Source organism: Paenibacillus sp. FSL R7-0198 (assembly GCF_038000415.1).
Classification (GTDB): domain Bacteria; phylum Bacillota; class Bacilli; order Paenibacillales; family Paenibacillaceae; genus Paenibacillus.
This window is the reverse complement of record NZ_JBBOCB010000001.1, coordinates 4,750,642-4,771,696: the sequence shown is the minus strand read 5'-3', so window position 1 is coordinate 4,771,696 and position 21,055 is coordinate 4,750,642. Positions and strand designations below refer to the sequence as shown.

16 protein-coding genes are annotated in these 21,055 nt (G+C 46.6%); 6 read left to right on the top strand and 10 right to left on the bottom strand.

Going from position 1 to position 21,055, the window contains the following annotated elements; translation table 11 throughout:
• Nucleotides 1-419 precede the first annotated feature (419 nt).
• Nucleotides 420-2,576, top strand: a complete 2,157-nt coding sequence (locus tag MKY87_RS20665; RefSeq protein ID WP_339786014.1) for an alpha-amylase family glycosyl hydrolase — start codon at nucleotides 420-422, stop codon at nucleotides 2,574-2,576.
• 157 nt (nucleotides 2,577-2,733) lie between these two features.
• On the opposite strand, the gene MKY87_RS20660 is transcribed toward MKY87_RS20665, so the two are convergent.
• The 4 genes from MKY87_RS20660 to MKY87_RS20645 form a co-directional block, all read right to left on the bottom strand.
• Entirely contained in the window at nucleotides 2,734-4,020 is a 1,287-nt protein-coding gene (locus MKY87_RS20660) for an MFS transporter (RefSeq protein ID WP_340965942.1), read from the bottom strand.
• A 199-nt stretch (nucleotides 4,021-4,219) separates the two neighbouring features.
• Nucleotides 4,220-5,056 (bottom strand): sugar ABC transporter permease, encoded by an 837-nt coding sequence (locus MKY87_RS20655; RefSeq protein WP_339786019.1) that lies wholly within the window; start codon nucleotides 5,054-5,056, stop codon nucleotides 4,220-4,222.
• Nucleotides 5,053-6,408, bottom strand: coding sequence for a sugar ABC transporter permease (locus tag MKY87_RS20650; RefSeq protein ID WP_340965941.1), 1,356 nt, complete (start codon nucleotides 6,406-6,408; stop codon nucleotides 5,053-5,055). Before MKY87_RS20650 ends, MKY87_RS20655 begins: the two co-directional genes overlap by 4 nt.
• 297 nt (nucleotides 6,409-6,705) lie before the next feature.
• Nucleotides 6,706-7,992 (bottom strand): sugar ABC transporter substrate-binding protein, encoded by a 1,287-nt coding sequence (locus MKY87_RS20645; RefSeq protein ID WP_091015892.1) that lies wholly within the window; start codon nucleotides 7,990-7,992, stop codon nucleotides 6,706-6,708.
• Between the two features lie 444 nt (nucleotides 7,993-8,436).
• Here MKY87_RS20645 and MKY87_RS20640 point away from each other — a divergent pair, with 444 nt between their 5' ends.
• Nucleotides 8,437-9,471 (top strand): LacI family DNA-binding transcriptional regulator, encoded by a 1,035-nt coding sequence (locus MKY87_RS20640; protein WP_340965940.1) that lies wholly within the window; start codon nucleotides 8,437-8,439, stop codon nucleotides 9,469-9,471.
• 172 nt (nucleotides 9,472-9,643) lie between these two features.
• On the opposite strand, the gene MKY87_RS20635 is transcribed toward MKY87_RS20640, so the two are convergent.
• Nucleotides 9,644-10,402 (bottom strand): SDR family oxidoreductase, encoded by a 759-nt coding sequence (locus MKY87_RS20635; RefSeq protein WP_133386501.1) that lies wholly within the window; start codon nucleotides 10,400-10,402, stop codon nucleotides 9,644-9,646.
• A gap of 192 nt (nucleotides 10,403-10,594) precedes the next feature.
• Between MKY87_RS20635 and MKY87_RS20630 the strand changes: the two genes are divergently transcribed.
• Together MKY87_RS20630 and MKY87_RS20625 are read left to right on the top strand one after the other, a co-directional pair.
• Nucleotides 10,595-11,188 carry a TetR/AcrR family transcriptional regulator gene (locus MKY87_RS20630; protein WP_340965937.1) on the top strand — a complete coding sequence of 198 codons (594 nt, stop codon included), beginning with the start codon at nucleotides 10,595-10,597 and terminating at the stop codon, nucleotides 11,186-11,188.
• 155 nt (nucleotides 11,189-11,343) lie between these two features.
• Nucleotides 11,344-11,883 (top strand): hypothetical protein, encoded by a 540-nt coding sequence (locus MKY87_RS20625; protein ID WP_036672613.1) that lies wholly within the window; start codon nucleotides 11,344-11,346, stop codon nucleotides 11,881-11,883.
• Between the two features lie 120 nt (nucleotides 11,884-12,003).
• On the opposite strand, the gene MKY87_RS20620 is transcribed toward MKY87_RS20625, so the two are convergent.
• The 5 genes from MKY87_RS20620 to MKY87_RS20600 form a co-directional block, all read right to left on the bottom strand.
• Nucleotides 12,004-13,143, bottom strand: a complete 1,140-nt coding sequence (locus MKY87_RS20620; protein WP_340965936.1) for a toxic anion resistance protein — start codon at nucleotides 13,141-13,143, stop codon at nucleotides 12,004-12,006.
• Nucleotides 13,144-13,162: 19 nt separating this feature from the next.
• Entirely contained in the window at nucleotides 13,163-14,851 is a 1,689-nt protein-coding gene (locus MKY87_RS20615) for a vWA domain-containing protein (RefSeq protein WP_340965935.1), read from the bottom strand.
• A gap of 12 nt (nucleotides 14,852-14,863) precedes the next feature.
• Entirely contained in the window at nucleotides 14,864-15,595 is a 732-nt protein-coding gene (locus MKY87_RS20610; RefSeq protein WP_340965934.1) for a hypothetical protein, read from the bottom strand.
• Nucleotides 15,596-16,273: 678 nt separating this feature from the next.
• Complete coding sequence (locus MKY87_RS20605; protein ID WP_340965933.1) at nucleotides 16,274-16,840, bottom strand: Uma2 family endonuclease; 567 nt, start codon at nucleotides 16,838-16,840, stop codon at nucleotides 16,274-16,276.
• 84 nt (nucleotides 16,841-16,924) lie between these two features.
• On the bottom strand, nucleotides 16,925-19,246 hold the full coding sequence (locus MKY87_RS20600; RefSeq protein ID WP_340965932.1) for a beta-L-arabinofuranosidase domain-containing protein: 2,322 nt from the start codon (nucleotides 19,244-19,246) through the stop codon (nucleotides 16,925-16,927).
• A 372-nt stretch (nucleotides 19,247-19,618) separates the two neighbouring features.
• On the opposite strand from MKY87_RS20600, the gene MKY87_RS20595 reads away from it, so the two are divergent.
• A complete protein-coding gene (locus MKY87_RS20595) occupies nucleotides 19,619-20,383 on the top strand; it encodes a helix-turn-helix transcriptional regulator (RefSeq protein ID WP_340965930.1) in 765 nt (254 codons plus the stop codon).
• Nucleotides 20,384-20,512: 129 nt separating this feature from the next.
• A complete protein-coding gene (locus MKY87_RS20590) occupies nucleotides 20,513-21,025 on the top strand; it encodes a GNAT family N-acetyltransferase (protein ID WP_340965929.1) in 513 nt (170 codons plus the stop codon).
• The last annotated feature ends 30 nt before the right edge of the window (nucleotides 21,026-21,055 follow it).

The window sequence follows — 21,055 nt, the reverse complement described above, 5'->3', positions numbered from 1 at the left end:
ACTGCATAATACAAACAAATAACCCCGCCTCAGAAGAGACGGGGTTGTCCCAGAACACACGTAAGTGTTCCGGGATACATAGCCCTTATATTGTGAATCTGCGAATAGTTTAAATCCCCGGACATGCTTTTGTAAACATAAAAATAGAAAATAAATGCTCTCAAAAAAGTTATTGACATAAGATCCAATATTTCTTACGATAACGTTGTGATCATAACTCGAGGGCCATGCTTTTAAACCTGAGCGGTTTAGGACAACCCCGGTAACTCCCGAAGGAGATGCCGGGGTTGTTAGCGTGTCAAAAGGAGGGAAGTCTTCTATCCACCGCGTAACACTCCGTTGTATTGAAAGCGCTATTATTCAAGAGCCAGGTTGGTTGTTTATCTAAACTACTACATTCACGAGAAGGGTGGATTACTATGTTTCAAATGGCCAAACGCGTACTCCTCAGCACAACACTGACACTCAGTTTACTTGCAGGGGGCGCACTTCCCTATCTGCCTGCTTCCGCGATCTATGCCGATGCGGATACCGCAGTTACCAACAAGCAGAACTTCAGTACAGACGTCATCTATCAGATCTTTACGGACCGCTTCCTGGACGGCAATCCTTCCAACAATCCCACCGGAGCTGCCTACGATGCCACATGTAGCAACCTGAAGCTGTATTGTGGCGGCGACTGGCAGGGTTTGATCAACAAAATCAACGATAACTATTTTAGCGATCTCGGCGTTACGGCACTTTGGATCTCCCAGCCGGTCGAAAACATCTTTGCCACGATCAACTACGGCGGCGTGATCAACACGGCGTATCATGGCTATTGGGCACGGGATTTCAAGAAGACCAATCCGTATTTCGGAACAATGGCCGACTTTCAAAATCTAATTTCCACCGCTCATGCCAAAGGTATCAAGATCGTCATTGACTTTGCACCGAACCATACGTCTCCTGCCATGGAAACCGATACGTCCTTTGCTGAGAATGGCAAGTTGTACGATAACGGTAATCTTGTTGGCGGATACACGAATGATACAAATGGATATTTCCATCACAACGGCGGCTCCGATTTTTCCTCCCTGGAGAATGGTATCTACAAAAACCTCTATGACCTCGCTGACCTGAACCACAATAACAGCACCATTGATCAATATTTCAAAGACGCGATCAAGCTATGGCTCGACATGGGCGTGGATGGCATTCGCGTTGATGCGGTGAAACATATGCCTCTCGGCTGGCAAAAGAGTTGGATGTCCTCCATCTATGCACATAAACCTGTATTCACCTTCGGTGAATGGTTCCTAGGATCTGCTGCACCCGATGCGGATAACACGGAATTTGCCAATGAATCCGGAATGAGCCTGCTTGATTTCCGCTTTAACTCTGCCGTACGTAACGTCTTCCGGGATAACACATCCAACATGTATGCCCTCGATTCGATGATCACAGGTACAGCAGCAGATTACAATCAGGTGAATGATCAAGTTACGTTCATCGACAACCATGATATGGATCGGTTCAAAACAAGTGCCGTGAACAATCGTCGTCTGGAACAGGCGCTTGCCTTCACGCTGACTTCACGCGGCGTACCTGCCATCTATTATGGTACCGAGCAATATCTGACTGGAAACGGAGACCCTGATAATCGGGCCAAAATGCCTTCTTTCTCCAAAACAACAACGGCTTTTAACGTAATCAGCAAGCTGGCCCCTCTGCGCAAATCCAATCCGGCAATTGCCTATGGCTCCACGCAGCAGCGCTGGATCAATAATGATGTGTATATCTATGAACGCAAATTCGGTAAAAGTGTAGCCGTTGTTGCGGTGAACCGTAATCTCTCCACACCAGCGAGCATTGCAAATCTAAGCACTTCACTGCCAACAGGCAACTACACCGATGTACTGGGCGGCACACTGAACGGTAATAACATCACTTCCACCAATGGTACCGTCTCTTCATTCACCCTGGCAGCCGGAGCAACCGCGGTCTGGCAGTATACAACGAGCGAAACAACACCAACGATCGGACATGTAGGTCCGGTGATGGGCAAACCGGGTAATGTCGTTACCATTAGCGGACGTGGATTTGGCTCCACCAAAGGTACCGTATACTTCGGTACAACTGCCGTTACCGGTGCTGCGATCACATCTTGGGAAGATACGCAGATCAAAGTTACCATTCCAGCTGTTGCCGCAGGCAATTATGCTGTGAAAGTAGCTGCGAACGGCGTTAACAGCAATGCGTATAACAACTTTACCATCCTTACGGGTGATCAGGTCACTGTACGATTTGTCATTAATAATGCGTCCACCACACTGGGTCAGAACATCTATCTGACAGGTAACGTGGCAGAACTGGGCAACTGGAGTACGGGTACAACAGCTATTGGACCTGCATTCAATCAAGTTATCCACGCCTACCCAACTTGGTACTATGATGTGAGCGTGCCAGCCGGGAAACAACTGGAGTTCAAATTCTTCAAGAAAAATGGTGCAACCATTACGTGGGAAGGTGGTTCCAACCACACGTTCACCACACCAACCAGCGGTACAGCCACAGTCAATGTAAACTGGCAATAAAATATTCAGTCCACAAGCTAACCCGGAGTTACGCTAACGCAGCGTTTGCTCCGGGTTTTGCTGTACCTAGCGAGGTTACTTAGATTGCTTCTATCCTCTCTCTGTTGAATGTATACATGTGGGTTCAACTCATTTCATTTTGATGTATCATAACATGTCATTGATAGGTTCGGATCGACTTCAATGTTGTAGCGGCTAGAATACCTGTCGCCAGCAACAATATGCCCACGCCTTGCAGCACAGAAGCTGCCCCCCACTGATCAGCCAATACAGAGATAACCGTCAATCCCATAATAGGCGCTGTACTGGTGATTGTTCCAACCACACCATAGACTCTTCCTTGCAGCTCGTCCGGAACGGCTGTCCTCAGCATAATCTGAGTGAGCATTGTACAGCAGGCAAACATCGCACCTCCGCCCACGATTAACGGCAACGCCATGATTGGCGAGGTTACATTCGCCAAAAGAATGTAGAGTGGTCCTAATACAATCAGACCGATAAATACCCAGCTCCCTCTTCGCTTCAATCGTTTCCCCGAAGCAATCAGAAGCGCAGAACCAATCATATATCCGAGTGGAATACAGGTCTCAATTAATCCAAACTGCACCGGATTAGCCTCCCACACCTTGACCGCCATCACTTGAACCAGCATCATCGCCGACATGAAAAATAAGATCAACACCGGATTGAGCAATACAATGGATCGGATCAAAGGATTCCGATAGATGTAGCCAAACGAACTGCGCCACTCCTGAGCAAACGTGGTCTGCTGACTACCGGATCGCTGTACCTCTGGAAAGCGGCCCGCCATCAGCACACAGACTGCGGACAACAGAAAGGTTGCCCCTGTAATTAATATGGCGACGAATCCGCCAAAAGCAGCAACAGCCACTCCCGCCGCCGCTAGTCCGCTGATTCGGGCAAGGTTATCCACCATATGAATGGTTCCGGTCGCTTGTTGAATATGCTCTCTTCCAACCATACTTGCTACAGAGGCGTGGAATGCAGGGGCCTGAAACAGACTTGAAAACATAGAGAGCGAGAGTAATAAGAGCACCACCGGGAACGGTGCATACCAACCGAATAAGCTAATCGCAATCAGTATAGCCATTACACCGCGAAATACATCCGAGGCCAGCATCAGCTTCCTGCGATCCAATCGGTCTGCAACCGTACCCGCCACCGATCCAAACAAAAAGCTGACAGCCATATTGCAGATCTGTACGGCCGCCATGCTCTTTGCACTGCCTGTGGTCTGTAACACCCACAGGCTAATCGCAATCCCATTGAAGCAATCCCCGAAGACCGAGATGCCGTAGCCGTATAATATCCTTCGAAAGGTAACATTACGCCAAAGTGTTGGCGGAGCCTTGGCACTCTGCAATGCAGCTTGTCCATCTTGGTACCCCGTAATCTCAGGCTCACTGGACGGGTTCATGCCCATACATCACGTTCCTCCCTAATCATGATTCGAGCCCATACAGAATCAGGCACTTCCGCAGCTCTGTCAGTCGACAAAGACATGACATTACGGAAGTGCCTGAGTTAAGTGAGTGTTACGCTAGCGAGGCTAATCATGCGGTCGTTAGCTTAGCTGATGATATTGTCCCTAGTCCTATAATGTTTCTTCCTGGAGTCTGCGTTTACCCTTTCGAAGCTCCTGCCGTCAGCCCTTGAACAAGGAATCGTTGCAGGAAAACAAACAGCAGGGTAATTGGGATAGCAATCAGTACCGCCCCCGCAGCAAACATCGTAAAGTTACTGTCCTGATACCGGTTGACCAGATCCCACATACCCACCGCAAGCGTCCAGTTCTCTTTCGTCCGCAGCACCAGCCGGGCGAAGATAAAGTCCATCCACGCACCCGTGAAGCTGGTTAAAGCCACATAAGTCAGCATCGGCTTGGATAACGGCAGGATGATGCTGGTGAATACCCGCAGGTGACTCGCACCATCCATACGCGCCGCTTCGTCCAGGCTGCGCGGGATGGTGTCAAAGAAACCTTTGACGATAAATCCGCCCAGTACCGCTCCTGATGAATAGACCAGAATGAGCGCAGCGTGGGTGTCGAGCAATTTAATTTGCAGCAAGATGATATAGATTGCAATCATGCTCATGAAGCTTGGGAACATGCCAAGGATCAGCATGGTGGAGAGAATGGTTTTACGTCCACGGAAGCGGAAGCGGGACAAGGCATACATCCCAAGCGTCACCATCAATGTGGAGAAGATCATCGTGAAAAAGGCAATTTTCAGCGTATTCATATACCATCTGCCGTACATAAAGGACGGGTTATTGAACAGCTCCCCGTAATGGGTCAGCGTGAAAGCTTCCGGCCACAACCGTTCACTGAACAATGCCGCACCAGGTCTCAGGGAAGAGAGAAAGATCCAGAGTACCGGGTAGATGGAGACAACGGCGATGACCAGCAACAGTACATAACTCAGGGCCAAACGCAGCGGATTATTACGTGTCTTCATTGAATCATGTCCTCCTCCTTGAATGATTTGGAGCGGCGGAAGTTCCAGATAGAGAATGAAGCGATAATGAGGAAGATGATAATACCTACCGCTGAAGCCATGTTGAATTTGTTATTGTCGAGTGTGAGCTTGTAGAGCCAGGTTACCAGCAGATCCGTTGCCCCTGCGTACTGGTAGTCTCCCCGCAATGGATTTCCGTTGGTCAGCAGGAAGATGACATTGAAGTTGTTGAAGTTTCCGGCAAATTGCATGATGAGTACCGGGGTCGTGGCAAAAAGAATGAACGGCATCGTAATAATCCGGAATTTCTGAAATGCGGATGCTCCGTCCACTTCAGCAGCCTCGTAGAGATCACGAGGGATGGCTGTCAATACACCCAGAATCAGCACCATACTGACTGGAATACCAATCCACATGTTGACAACAATGACGGTGACTTTGGCCCAGAATGGATCTGTAAGCCAGGGCAATCCCTCCAGCCCAAATGCTCTCATGTAGGTATTGATTGGACCAAATTGACCATTGAACAGATTACGCATGAGCAGCAAGGAAATAATCTGCGGGATGGCATAAGGCAGAATAAAAATCGTCCGCCACAGCTTCTTGAAGCGTATGCCCCGCTGTTCAATCAACAGTGCCACAAGTACGCCGCCAAAATAGGTGGTGACTGTCGCCAGGATGGCCCAGATGACCGTCCAAGTGAGCACGCCATAGAATGTCTGGCTCCAGGATTTGAGCTGAATCAGATCACTGAACGTCTTGAAGCCCACCCAGTCCACGAGTTTGGCTGGCGGAATATGATCCGGGGCCGAATAGTTGGTAAACGCGATCGTGATTGTAAACAGGATGGGCATAACAGTGAAGAAAAGAATACCCAGTGCCGGGATGGACAGGAACAGATACGGAAAGTTTTTGTCCATCATGTTCCGAAGCGTTGCCGCTGCGCCCAGGGTTTGCTTGCCTTCTTCCCGGGCGAGTCCCGTGACGTACGCATCCCGGATATTCAGGATATAGATCAGAATAAACACAAAAAACACCAGCAGTACGATAATGCCATCAAGCAGCAGAAAGATGGAATGGTCTCCCCTTTGAAGTACGGTGGACCCATTCACTTTGACAAAACGCTGTGTATTTTCCCCCAGTGTCCATATGCCCCATACAGCCTGTGACAGGCGAGGAAGCAGGTACGCAAGCCCTGCTCCCTCCAGTAATAGTAGACAAATTCCCTTAATCCACTGTCGATTGTACAGCTGTCCAAGACCTTGCAGTATGATGGAACATATGGCCGCTGTCATCCGGTGCTGCCTTTCCCTGTTCGGTCCAACGGGCACCGGGACATGCTGCTGTTGCATTCGCTCTCTCCTCCCCGCCTATTGCTAACCTGCATACATTGAACAAAATTGTACTTACACTGACCACTCCGATGACAGAACAAGCTTCCGATCGCTGTTATCCCCAGATTTTTTTCGATCCCTTTTCCAAAGGGGAAAATCCGGTGATAAAGGCGAGCGTATGCTTCCGAAGTAGCTTTCTTTCAGAAAGCTTTTAGTTTCACTTCTTCAGCTTCCTTCTGCCCTCTCCGTTTTTGTGTAAATATGAAGTTCAATTTATGCAGTTCTTATGCATATCTTCGCATTCGTCGTTCGTCCTTATTGGACGGTGGCAAGGCTTTCCTGGATCTGTTTCACGGCATTGTCCAGTGACGCCTTCACGTCCTTATCGGTATCCCATATATCCGTAATGGCCGACGTGATGGGTCCCCATACGCTGTCCATGGCAGGAAGCGAAGGCATTGGTGTCGAGTTGTTGAACTGTTCCAAAAACGCCTTATTGATCGGGTCCTCCTGCACCTTCGAATCAGCAGCCACGTTTTTGTTCGCAGGGAGTGTACCGTTTAGATCAAAGTTCTCCATCTGGGCCTCTTCATTGGAAAGGAACGCTGCCAAAAGCTTCGACGCATTCGGATATTGTGTAAATGCATTTACATAATAGGCTTTAACACCAGAGAAGGAGGTCATCGGTTTGCCATCAATTGCCGGAAGCGGAGCAACGCCAAAATCAATACCGGCATTGCGATAATCGGCAATGGTCCACGGACCGTTAATGTCCATAGCCAGCTTGCCGCTGGAGAATAATCCTTTTTTGATATCATAGTTCACGTCACCCATCTTGAGCGGCAGTACTTCCGACTTCAGCTTCTGCAAGAACTGTCCACCCTTCAGGGCTCCTTCGTTATTCAGACCGAGGTCCGCGCTATCCATCCCGTTGTCCCCAAAAATATAACCGCCCTGGGAAGCCAGGAATGCATAGTTATAGTAAAATTGCTGCAATTCCCACATCAGCGCATATTGATTGGACTTCACGTTATTGAACGTCTTGGCGAAGCTGATAATCTCATCAAAGTTTTTCGGAGCTTCTGGATACAATGCTTTGTTGTAAAAGAGAGCATAGGTCTCCACGCTGTACGGATAGCCGTACAAGATATCCTTGAACGTCACCGCCTTCAGTGCATTGTCGCTGGTGTTCTCTACGGTCTCTGCTTCGAATATGTCATTGGGCAGAATAAGTCCCGCCTCTGAAGCGCTACCAATCTTATCATGTGGGAAAACAACGACATCCGCCGCGAGACCCGCCGGGCCATCCGTCGTTAGTTTGGTTACCTGATCGGTTGGAGGTAATTCCTCCATTTTGACCGTTACCCCATACTTCTCTTCGAATTTTTTGGCTCTTTGCTCAATAAAACTGCTTTGATTTTTGTCCTCCCAGATTACCAGGGTTGCCCCTTCTTCCGGTTGAAGGTTCTCGGCTGTCAGCTCTACCACTTCCTCCGGATTCTCACCTGCCGTAGTTGGAGATGGACTTCCGCCTCCAGCCCCGCACGCAGCCAGTGTAAAAGCCATCATGACGGACAATGTTGCCCCTTGCCATTTTCTCATGTAAAATGTCCCCTTCCCTCTGCTTGGTCCAACAATGTTCGCGCTTTTCACCCTTTTGTCTGCGTATGTTGTCAGGTTTTGCATTCCATGTTCACTTTTGTACAAACGTTTGCTCAAATGGAAGACAAGATGACTCCTCCGTTCAATATGTAGGGGGAAACTAGTCAAGAAGTATGTAAATCCACAGATGTAAGCGCTACAATAACAATCACATCATACAATACCAAACTTTATTTGCACAAACGTTTGCACAAGCCATATTTGCTCAATTTTAACCAATTTTCCTCTTCTACCTACAGGAATTTCCTGTTTCCTTGTTCAGACTCTTTCTTCCTTTATTTTACTTCCTGTGCATCTCATACTTGGCAGTTAGCAATTGATTTATCGTATCCTTTGGATTACCATAGAGAATATTTATACGATTGTTCAGAAGGGATTTTTTACATGATTACGATCAAGGATATTGCCAAATTGGCGGGTGTTTCCCCTTCTACAGTGTCACGGGTGATTTCCAACCATCCCAGAATCAGCACCAAGACGTCTCTCAAAGTGAAGCAAATCATGAAAGAATTAAACTACCATCCCAACATCATGGCGAAGAGCCTGGTTTCCAAAACGACACATACCCTTGGCATTATGCTTCCGCGTCCTGCTGAAGAGTTGTTTCAAAATTACTTCTTCGGGGAATTGCTGCGAGGTATTATTACACATGCCACCCGTATGAATTATGAATTGCTGTTAACAACTGAAACTTCATCAGACAATGAACTGCACGCGATTTCCCGTCTTGTTCATGGTCGCAGAGTGGATGGAATTCTGTTGCTTGGGTCCAAACGAGACGATCCTATTATTTCATTTTTGGAAGCGGAAAAGTTTCCTTTTGTGTTAATCGGTCGCAGTGAAGCTCATCCCAATGCCCCCATGGTGGATAACGATAATGTACAGACTGCTTATGATGCTACACATCATCTGATCGCCCAAGGGCATACGCGAATCGGATTTGTCAGCGGCCCCCCGGACATTACGTTATCGCATGATCGCATGCTAGGATACCAAAAAGCGCTTGCCCAAGCCGGGCTGGATGCCGATAGTGACTGGATTGTGGAAGGCGAATTTCTACAGGAAAGTGGGTTCAGGGCGATGTCGCTGTTCATGTCCTTGCCGAACAGACCCACCGCAATCGTGGTCATTGATGACAATGTGGCCTTTGGGGTACTGAGAGCTCTTGCCGAGCTTCATTATCTGGTGCCTGAGGATATCAGCGTGGTCAGTTTTAACAATATTGCTTTATCGGAGCTGGCTTCACCACCCCTAAGCTCTATCGACATCGGGACTTATCAGCTTGGTTATACAGCCGTTCAGGTATTGTTAAAAATTCTTAGTGGGGAACCACAGCTTCATAATCCGGTCATTATCCCCCATCGTCTAATCGTGCGTGAATCCTCACTCTTTTCCAAGCCAAAGCCACCCTCAGATTGATTCATTCGGGTATCCGTGTAGTAATGCAAACGTTTGTCCTATACGGAATATGATGCTGATATCCACCGTACGTAAGGTGCATAGGTGCAAAAAAAGAAGCCGCATATACTTATGCGGCTTCCTTAATTCACACACTATTTCCGTACTCCATGCTCGACTGCACATGAGTGGATTAGTAAGAGCTCCAGCCAGCATCTGCTGTAACGACAGTTCCGTTCACGAAGCTGGACTCGTCAGATCCAAGGAACAGGGCCACTTTGGCGATCTCTTCGCTCGTCCCGATGCGTGGGTTGATTGCCATGCCCAGCTGTTGCCGCCCTGCACCGAAATGGCTAATACCTGTCATGGAGGAGCTGATATTGGTTGCCACAGCGCCTGGAGCGATCGCGTTACAGCGAATGCCTTGCTCAGCATACATATACCCTGTATTTTTGGTGAAGCCCACGACCGCATGTTTGGACGCCGTATAGGCTGCTCCTGCACGTCCGCCGTGTAGGCCCCCTGCCGAAGCAATGTTCACGATAACACCTTTTTGTTTTTCCAGGAAGATTGGCAATACTTTACGCGTTGTCCGCATCACACTGGTTGTGTTCACAGCAAACAATCTCTCCCACTTCTCATCCGTTATATCTGCTGCCGGCTCCATGCCATCCATAATTCCCGCATTGTTAATCAGAATATCTACTGTACCATATGTGCTCACCGTTGTATCGATCAGATTTTGCACATCATCTTCCTTGGCTACATTGGCCAGAACGACAATCGCTTCTCCGCCCTGGGCCTTAATATCATTAACTACCGCTTGTGCGGATTCTTCGTTAATATCCGATACGACGACTTTCGCGCCTTCTTGAGCATACAACGTGGCAATTGCTTTCCCCATACCTGAACCAGCACCTGTAACAACTGCAACTTTATCTTGAAGTTTCATTCCATGTATCCTCCTTTGTGTATTCGTTTACAATAAGTTAACAAACAATTGTTCATTAACTCCTCTCCTTAGTATAATAAGTCATAGCGTTTCACTTCAATCAGTAAAAGCTTGTCCAGTTGTACGTTAAACAACACTACTAAGCCCGAATGTACTTTAATTAATAAAGTGAACTCGCGAGGAGGAAAATAGATGTCTGAAACTCTGAATTCAATGGACCGAAGAATTAAAAAATCAAAAGCTGCACTGAAGGATGCACTCATCCATTTGATGCAAAAACATCCCTTTAAAGAAATATCGATTACGGATATTGTGCAGCGAGCCGACCTGAATCGGGGAACTTTCTACAGGCATTATCAGTACAAAGAAGACCTGTTCAACGAAATCATCGATGATGTGATTCAGGATCTGGTAACTTCTTTCCGCAAACCTTATCAGGATGAGGAAGAGTTCGAAGTCAATCTGATGCCCTCTTCGGCGATCACTATATTTGAGCATGTACACCAACATGCTCAATTCTACACACTCGTTGTGAAATCTGAGGCTTCATCCAACTTTCAGCGCATGATCTGTGATGTCCTTCGGGATCTCGCTTTACAGGATCTGAACCATATCTTCCCTGCGCACATCAACCATGAAATATTGGCAAGCTACCAATCTCATGCGATATTTGGCATGATCATGGAGTGGATCAGACAGGATTTCAAGCATAGCCCCGCCTACATGGCCGAAGAGTTGTTCAAGATCATTCATTACAAACCGGATAATGTCGTGTTGAAAAACTGAAATTTTGAATCATCTTACTCCCCTTTAGTAGGGTGATTGAGATTAATTTTAAGAACACTTCCCACCAAAATTATGTAAATACATTCCTGTAATTTCTGGTAATGATGTGTTAGGTTATCCAATGGAATATAAACAAAAGGAGGATGACATTACATTTGAAGAAGTCGTGGATTATATCATTAATTACCAGTTTTGTTTTGCTTGGCGGAGTGCTTCTCTCTCCAGCCACTTCTGCTGATGCAGCCAAAGTAGCAACCTCTACATATTCAGATTTAGATCAGAGTTATGCAGAATTTAAAGAGTACACTAATCAGTTATTCGCTCTTGAAACTTATGAGGCCAAAGCCTTTACCGCTTTGGAAAGTATCGACACCCAGGTAACTTCAACCAACCGCAAGTCCATGTATCTTAAACTTACGAATACGGTGATCCCCAATTATACGAAATTGGTATCCAAGGCAAAACAAATCAAGCCAACCAACCCGCAAATCAAGAAAATCCACGCCACATTTGTTAAGGCAAGTTACACTCAGCTCGAAGGGTACCTGTTGTACCAAAAGGCAGTATCCAAGAACAAAGTGAATTACACTCTACTAAAACAGGGGAATGCCAAAGTAAACACCGCTAGTGTTCTAATGGATCAATGCGAACAACAGTTATACGCTTATGCAAGAAGTTTGGGGTATGACAGTTAGTACCTATTCATAGAAGCCCAAAAAGCGACCATTCCCCATACTTAATGAGGAATGGTCGCTTTTCTAATTATAAAATAAGGTAACAATCTATTACGTAAAAATTTTATTTCTCTCTTCTGATTACAGCCCCAGCTTCTGCCCTTTCTCCAACCGCTGAATTTGCTGCTCCCCGGTATCCGCAAGTTCACGGAACTGGTTAATCGTATCGCGCATTCTTGGGAGTGCTTCCTGCTTATAAAGACTGATGGAGTCAAGCGCTGACAACACATCGGTGAACGCCTGTTTCATCGTATCCACGGAAATGCTGGCTTCATACGCCTGCTTCTGGATGGCAATGCCCTGATCCTTGAGCATCTTGGATGTTCCGGCGATCAGATCGTTGGTTGTCTGGTTCAGCAATTCAATCTTCTGCAATACAATCTTCTGATTATACAAAGCACTTGCTACCGTAACGGCAATTTTCAATGCCGAGATCGTTACATTCTTCGCACGGTCTACGCCTCGGATCAGTTCCTTGTTGTTGCGAATCACCACTTCAATCGCCATGATGCCCTGCTGATTCACCACTAACATCTGCTGTAGATCCATCACCCGCTGACGAAGCGGGAATAATACTTCTTCCGTAATAAAGCGGACTTTCTCGGGGTCTTCATTCCGAACCTTGGCGGCTTCAATCTGCGCGTCGATGGACTCATCCATGAGCACGCCAAGCTGAATTTCCTTTTGCAGTCGTTTGGTAAGTTCCCGCAGGTTCTGCTGTTCAATCTCCAGCGTTGTATTATCATTACGCAGGGTGGATCTGCCTTTATCCAAAGAGGTTACGATGTCAGCAATGACCGCGTCAGCCTTCTGATATTTCAGGAAATAGGCGCGAAGCGGATTGAACAATTTCCCGAGGAAACCGGTCTTCGCAAAGTCGACCACGCTTGGGTCGAGATCCTTCAATTGCATATGCAGCTCGGTCAAGCCTTTGGCGACCTGACCGCCCTCGTCTCCCGTCTTGGACAGATGTCCAACGGAGACCTGAAGCAAGGCGTTTTTCTCAGAAGAGGATCTCATCGTGTTCATGCCAAAGCCGTCAATGGATTGCAAAATCTCTTTGCGTTTCTCCAGGGACTCGAGATCCAGTGTCATGATCATCTCTACGTTGGCATTTGCCACTTGTTGAAGCTCCGCGACCTCGGCGGGCACGGGTTTCACTTCTTCTTCGATCACCTTCTGAATTTCCTTCTGGCTCGGTATTTCCATTGAAAATGACATCTACAGTTCCCCCTTTAGATTACATCTGTACGTTAAACAGGTTACCAATCTTGTACACGACATCGTCGGTATCGGCATTGATGCTTGCTGCTTCGTTAATACTGGAGATGCTCTCCAAAGCCTTGATGTCTGCGTTGTACCCAATCGTATAGATTGGTACTTTGTACGTTTCGACCAGATCCCGGATATCCTTCAGGGTATGACCTTCGTTGGTCTCGCCATCACTTAGGACAAAGATCAGCGGTTTCACATTCGGATTGGCAGCCATATAATCTTCCAGCATCTTCATCGCCACCACGATTCCATCAAAGGTCGCTGTACCACCGCCAGCTTGTAGACTATCAACTGTTCCAACAAACATGGACTGTTGGTTCGTATCATACTTGGCAATCGGCAGATTCACAGTTACCCCGCTGGAGTAAGAGACCAAGCCAATACTGTTCTCTGTACCCAGGTACTTCTGCCCTTTGCGCAGGGACTCCTTCAGTCGGTTAAGCGGTTCGCCGTCCATGCTTCCGGATACGTCTGTCACGAACACGGCGGCAATAGGTTTACTGCCATTTTTCTTCTCTTTCCAGACTTTCTGAGCAGACAACAACGTGCCGCCATCCACAGTAGCCAGTTCGGATTTGTAATCCTGCAACCCGTTGAAACCAAACTCTTCTGCCGATTGTTGGTACTTTGCTTGGGTTACGAATTCCGCAAACTTTTGGATGATTTCCTGTTTGTTCTGCGGCAATTGTCCCAATGCATACAACGGACTGTCATGTCTCACGCCAAATGGTGTAAAGACGTATCCACTCTTCAGATCTGCGGTATTCACATACGTCTGGTATTCGAGTACAAAGGCATCCAGTCTGCCTGACTTGGCAGCTTCCCGCATCTGAATGGTTGTTGAGGCCGTAAACGGTACATTCGTCTGGAATTTCTCAAATCCCTCAATAGCCTTCTCTCCCAGCGGATTGGCGCTATCATACGTATTCAGTGCAGTCACCAGAAAGTTTAGTCCTGTGGAGCTGGCAAATGGATCGGTATATCCCATCGCAAGTTCATTGTTGGCAATCGCTTCGGTTACGGTTTTTACATTAACAGAGCCGTACGTATCAACCAGTGCGTCATACTTAGCTTTAGAAATGACAATACCAGGAACATTCCCGACCAATCGTTTGCATACCATCTCTGTCTTCACCCCACTGGCCTCAACCATCTCGCCCCAAAGTTCATTGGAAGGTGTGAATGCATCCGGCATATACTTACCAGACTTGATATAATCGGTAGCCGTTCCGGAAGCAATGTTGCGGATTTTGACCGATACTTGTTTCCCACCAACGGTGATATTTGCTTTGTTGAACTCCTCGCCCACTTCGGTTAACCAGCCGTCTACCCCGCTGCCTGACTTCTCTGTGGAAGAGAAGATTTCGACGTAATCATTCGTTGTATTCTCTACGGCAATCGCAAATTTGGAGATATCCGGCAGTGATTCTGCCACATCGACCGGGTCGAGATCAATCTGTCCTTTGACCGGTTCCGCCGTCGCTGGCGCAATGTCCGCGTACAGTTTCCCCAGTTCCTTACCTGCATTCTCTGTGCTCACCTGTGTGGTTGACTTGCCAAAATTCGACGTCAGTGTAATCCCTGCATAGACCAGACCAAATACGAGTACCAGCATTACAATCGATATGAAAAAAAACTTACCTTTCTTCGCCATACGAGCAACCCCTCACTGTCTGTATAATTTGGTGTGCTTGATTAACTGATCAATCTCCTGCATACAAGGCATCTGTTCAATATCCCCGGCTTCGAAGCTGTCGAGGCGTGAGATCTCCAGTAACAACTGATCCAGCTTGAGCAGAATTTCCTCATTGGTGTGTAGTGCATTCTTCACATAAGACAGATAATCGTTGTATACCTTGGTTTTTTCCTGAAAAAGCTTCTGGGGAATGCTTTCGGATTTGGATTTCATCATGTTGGCATAGTCAGCTTCATCAAATACATTCAACCGGTTCAGCACACTGCGGATGTTCAGGTACAACAGCTTCTCCACTTCCATTGTGACCGAAGCAAATTTCTTGTAGCTCAGTTCCCCGGGATCAAATCGTTGATGGAGCACATTCAGGAGTGTTTCTTTCTTCTTTTTCATTCGGCTAAGTTGGGACAGCCCTAGCGTAATATCTTCTTCGAGGACTTTGATGCGTCTATAAAAAGATAAGGCTTCCACATAATCTTCATGTGTTTCGATATGCTTCACGGGCAGGACTACCGGTTGCCTGAACAGCAGGGTATAACTCCCATATAGGAGTGCCATTGCACTGCCGAACAACAGGGTAACGGATAACGCAGTTGTGAATGCACCCTCCCCGAAATTCAGTCCGATAAAGCCGGGTGAGAATGCCAGAACATTCACTGCCACAATACCGGTAATCAATCCCAACAATTTTATGTACTTGATCATGTTCAATCATCCGACCTCCTTTCATGTTATATATTGGTGCTTCATGTCGTAATTTTCCTGTTCAACTTATTCTTATTGTACATGATGTTAACGCTCTCAGGTGGATATGATTGGATATTTGGATACTCATAATATACGTGGTTTGGGCTTATCCCATTTCATATTTTCAGGGACAACGTGGAACTTGGCAGGAAATTTTGTGGTCTATCCATAAAAAGTGAGTTTTACGAGACAGCAGATTGTGGAGAAGAAATGTTATCAGGTAATACGTGGAAAATAGCTATGCGTGTCATTTTTTATATAAGACTTGTCTGAAAAAGGAGCACTGCAAAAAGGACAAATCGGAGATCATCCGCTTTCGTCCCTTATGCATTGGTTCTTCATTTTTGGTGTTCTTATTGAAATTTTGATGCCGTATTCTAAAGCTAACGAACTGAAGTGACGCTATTCGGTGCATTTCAACTCATCTGAAAATGTAACGAACCTGAGACACGTTATGTTCGTGTATTAGGTGTAAAAACGTTGTTTATCGCCTATTTCGAATGAAATAGCATCGCTGAGATTCGTTACATTTTCCACCACATCAATATTGCCCATATAAGACGTATGCAGTTCGTTAGAAATTAGAAAACAACCGCCTTATTACTTCTTCTGTAGCAGACAGGTTGATGCTTCGCACTACCTGAACTTGAACAGCGAATCCAACGGGATTACCAGTTCGGGATATATAACCGATTGAATCGTTTCCTGCTCTGTATACAGATGACGGGTCTGGTAACTGCCATCCTCCAGCGTGTACACATGGACGGTTTGATTGCCGGGGTCAACAATCCAGTATTCGTTCACACCATATTTCTGATACAAGTTAAATTTTTCGTTAAAATCCTTTAGCGCAGTCGAAGGTGATAACACCTCGATAATTAAAGAAGGTGTACCGTGACAGCCATTCTTAGATATCTGGTCTTTGGAGCAAACCACCGATAAATCAGGCTGTACAACTTGATCTGGCAGGTCATATTGTTCATTCTCGCTAAAATACACATCAAAAGGGGCAATAAACACAAAACATTTCCGATTCTGAAAAAAAGTCCGCAAAGAGAAGTGCAGCTCACCCACAATAAACTGGTGCGATGAAGTAGGTACTGGCGAGATATTAAAAGCTCTGCCGTTAATTAATTCCCATGATCCTTCCCATGTTAACCAATCCTGAAAGCTATAAGTACCTTTATTGTCGGGTTTTGCCACACTTCCATCCTCCTCTTCCAACTAACCGTATTTTTGTTTTCATTATAACATTGCGTTTTGCGACTTTTCACACCATGCCTCTTATCACGAAAAGATGGATTCCGGTTTGCTTCGCGTGGTGCGTACCTCTACAACTTTCCCGGCACAGCCATTTTCGCCTTTCGCCTGGAACATAACTATAACGCTATCTTTGCCTGATGTAACCGCCTCAGGAATATCGTAGGTCACATAGAACACGTCGCCAATTTTGTTCATATGAATTCGTTGCTCTCCGATGACGGTACCATCCACAGTGATGATGAATTGTCTATCATATAACGTACCCTCTCGTTCAAACGGGGAATGATCTCCGCCCCAATAGGCCACGCATAGATAATTGGTTACTTTACGATCCAATGCCAGTTGGTAACTGAAGTAAGCCCCACTGACGCCAAAAGCCTCTCGCCACATATGCAACTTCTTACGGCCATCTGTAGTTGAACCATTGTGGTGCTCACCACGGCAGTTGCTATCCAGTTGATGTCCAATCTCATCCTGCTGACCATCAGCTTGAACCCTGTCGATCGTGATATCGTTCAATTCTTTCTCCAGCGCATCCCCTTCATCGTTAAACGGCCAGTACACAGTATAAAATTCATGATGCACATCATAGAACGGAATGAGCTTCACGGCTTCGCCTGTGGAAGTAACATCCTCGCTAAGTTCAAATGTTAACGTATCTGCATCTACAACCTTGATCCACTCTCGTACATCCTCCTGCTCCGTCCAGATCACAGGTACAGGTGCAGTCTTGGGATTCAGCGCTGTTTCGTCCACAATCGTATCCTCGGGAAGACCCTCGTTTCCTAGTGCACCAGCGAGTACAATTGGGCCGTACAAGAAGGCTACTTTGTGGGCATCATCCCGGGAAGTGTACTGGCGGAGTGACATCGGCAGTGTGATTGTGATGACATCGCCCGTTGTCCATGTGCGGTCGATGGAAAGATAACCGGGTTCCATCTGTGTATACGGATGTTCCGTATCCCCGTTAACTGTTGCCGTCATTGGCTGTTGCAGCCATGAGGGCACGCGTAATCTTAGATGAGCCGAGGCGTTGCCTCCGGTGATCGTCAGGGTTACCTTTTCCGAATAAGGAAAGTTGGTTTCAAGCTTCAGAGATAATCCTTGTGAAGTCCAGTCCAGCTGGGAAGCGATATACAGGTTGACGTACAGGTCCTGTTCATCCTCAAAATAGATGGCCTCGGCATATTTGCCCGGGTTCTCCATGCCTGATCCTGTGCAGCACCACCAAGCGGTATCGTGAGTACCATAGATTTTGTAGTGGCCTTGCAGCGTTGATGCAAAATACGTTTTGTTCCCCGTATCCGGGTCCTGCGTGCCAAGGATGTGATTATAGATGGCGTTTTCATAATAGTCCATGTAGGCGCTATCGTGATTCCAGGCAAAGAGTTGCTTCGTTAGATGTAACATGTTGTGGGTGCAACAGCTCTCTCCTGTTTTGATGCCAAGACTCTCCATGCCCTTTGCTTCGTAATGCTCCGAAATGCTCGTCGCACCAAATACGTAAGAGCGATGATGCACTGTGGTGTTCCAGAAAAACTCTGCCGCTGTCCGATAACTCTCATGGGTATGGTCCTGATTGTAGATTTCGGCTGCACCGATCACTTTGGGAATCTGCGTATTGGCGTGTTTGCCTTGAAGATCGTCCTGTTTGTGTTCCAAGGGTCTCAGGATCAATTGATGGGTAAACTTATTGGCGATCTCAAGGTATAAGGCTTTGCCCGTAATCCCATACAAGTGTGCAAATACTTCATTCATGCCCCCGTGTTCACTTTGAAGCATCGTCTGCATCTGTTCTTCTGTCATCGGGAGCAAACCTTCTACCGCCCAGTCTGCAAATCGAGTAACCACTTCAAGTGCCTGTCTATTGCCAGTGAGTTTATACGCATCAATCAGGCCACGATAGATTTTGTGCACACTGTACCAGGGAACCCAGTATTCACCGATATTGAATCCACCGATATTCTCTGCTCGAAAAGCCATGTGGAAAGGTTCTTCGGACAAACCACCGATATATCCGCTCCCTGTGGTCTGCTGGATTCTCTCCAGTTCGGTAACCGCATAATCCAATCTTTCTTTTAACGTGATATTCCCGGTTGCCTGATACGTCACAGCCAGGGCAGACAGATAATGTCCAAGGGAATGTCCGCTGATGGTACGTGCCTCCCAACCCGCGTAGCGCTCTTTTCGGGCAGGTAAACCATGAGCTTCGAAGCATGGAGCCAGGAATCGATCAATATCCAGCGATAACAGGTAACGCTCCCCCACCTCTTGTGATGTTTGGAACACACCATTTAACAGATCTACATGTTCCGGTCCCAGAAATCCTTTTTTCGTATCAATCATGACACTCACTCCTTCTCGGGATGTAATAGATAAGTTGAACTAAAGATTATTTACACTGACACTACGATGACAGAATAACCTTCCAATCGCTGTTACCCCCAGATTTTTTTGATCCCCTTTCCGAAGGGGAAAATCCGGTGATAAAGGCGAACGCTCCGCTTTTTCAGGTTTTTTCTGTCCTCTCCGTTATCATGTAAATGATTAGTTCAACTTATATAGCTATCGATTCATTCTTGAGGGGTAAAATCCGTGTTCTGTTCCATATGACTAATACTCATCAATCTACTGTAGAGCTTGAATATCCCCATACTATCAAATAAAATACAATTACATCAGACTCATAATCCAAGAAAAGGTGGATAAATCCGTCCTATGCAAAAGCCACTGGAACACTACCTGTGCGGCAAGTTCATATCCGAAGGCAACTGGAGCCACATGAGACGCAGCATGCCCGTTCATGAGATCATTTTGATGCTGGAAGGTGAGATGTACATCGCGGAAGAAGAGGAACAATATGTAGTTCGTGCCAACGATCTGTTGTTTCTGCGCGCTGGCCGCACCCACTATGGCTACCAGATCAGCGACGCCCCCGTGAGCTTCTACTGGGTGCACTATGATGCCATGTCGGCAGAATTTAACCGGTTTAGGACACATGCCACCATTCAGGTACCTTCCATGGCCAATCAGTTATTCAAGCAATTGCTGCATGTGTCATCCTTCTCACCAGAAGAAGCCGACGCTGCTTTGTTACTGTTGTTCAGAGAACTGGAGCGGAATATAGAGACGGATTATCGCCCGCACAATGCAATTGTGGACCATATCTGCAAGTGGGTCGATATTCATCTGCATACAAACATCACAGTGAGTCAGATTGCAGAAAATTTTAATTTTAACAAAGACTATATCTCCAAAATGGTGAAACGCGAGAAAGGTACTGGACTCAAAACCTATATCCTCACAGAACGTATTCGCCGGGCAAAAAAATTGCTGCTGAACACCAATGCCAGTGTAAAAGAAATTGCCGGACAGTGCGGCTTCTCCGACTACAAGCTGTTCCTGCGCATGTTCAAGCAATACGAAGGCAATACGCCAACCGAATATCGCAATCATCTGTATTCCACACAGCTCAATCGCTGATATGCTTTGATCTATAGAAATGACTGAGTTAACTATAGAAAATTTGAATGAATCGGATTGAATCCGTTATGGTAAAATGCAAGAAAACTGTATTCCACACTTAACCCATAAGAGAAGGGGAATTATAAGATGACAACGGCTGCCGTTACGATTCATCCTGCCACAGAAGCAGACCATCCAGAGATTGTAGACATCCTTGTTGCAAGTTATGCCGAGTATCGGGAGACTTTTGAGCAAAATGAACGATGGGAGGCCTACCTAAAAGATATTCGAGAGTCTGTGGTTAATCCGTACCTGACACAATTATGGATCGCAAAGATTGATGATCAGATTGTCGGTACAGTTCAATTATTCGAAACAGCACGCAAGGCTTATCCAAACTTTGAATTGCCAATCGATTATCCGTTTATTCGGCTCCTGGGTGTTGATCCAAAATGGAGAGGTCACGGGATTGCCAGAGTATTGCTCCAGCAATGCGTAGATTCTGCCAAAGAAATGGGCAAAAATACGGTGTATTTATATACGGGCGGTCAGATGGTCAATGCCATCCGTTTATATGAGCGTTTCGGATTTACAGAGGATAAGGAATTCAGCTCCGAGAGCAGCGGAGGTAAGGCGATCTGCTACCGTTATGATTCCTAGTGTTGGGTAACAGCAACACGGGATCAGGGA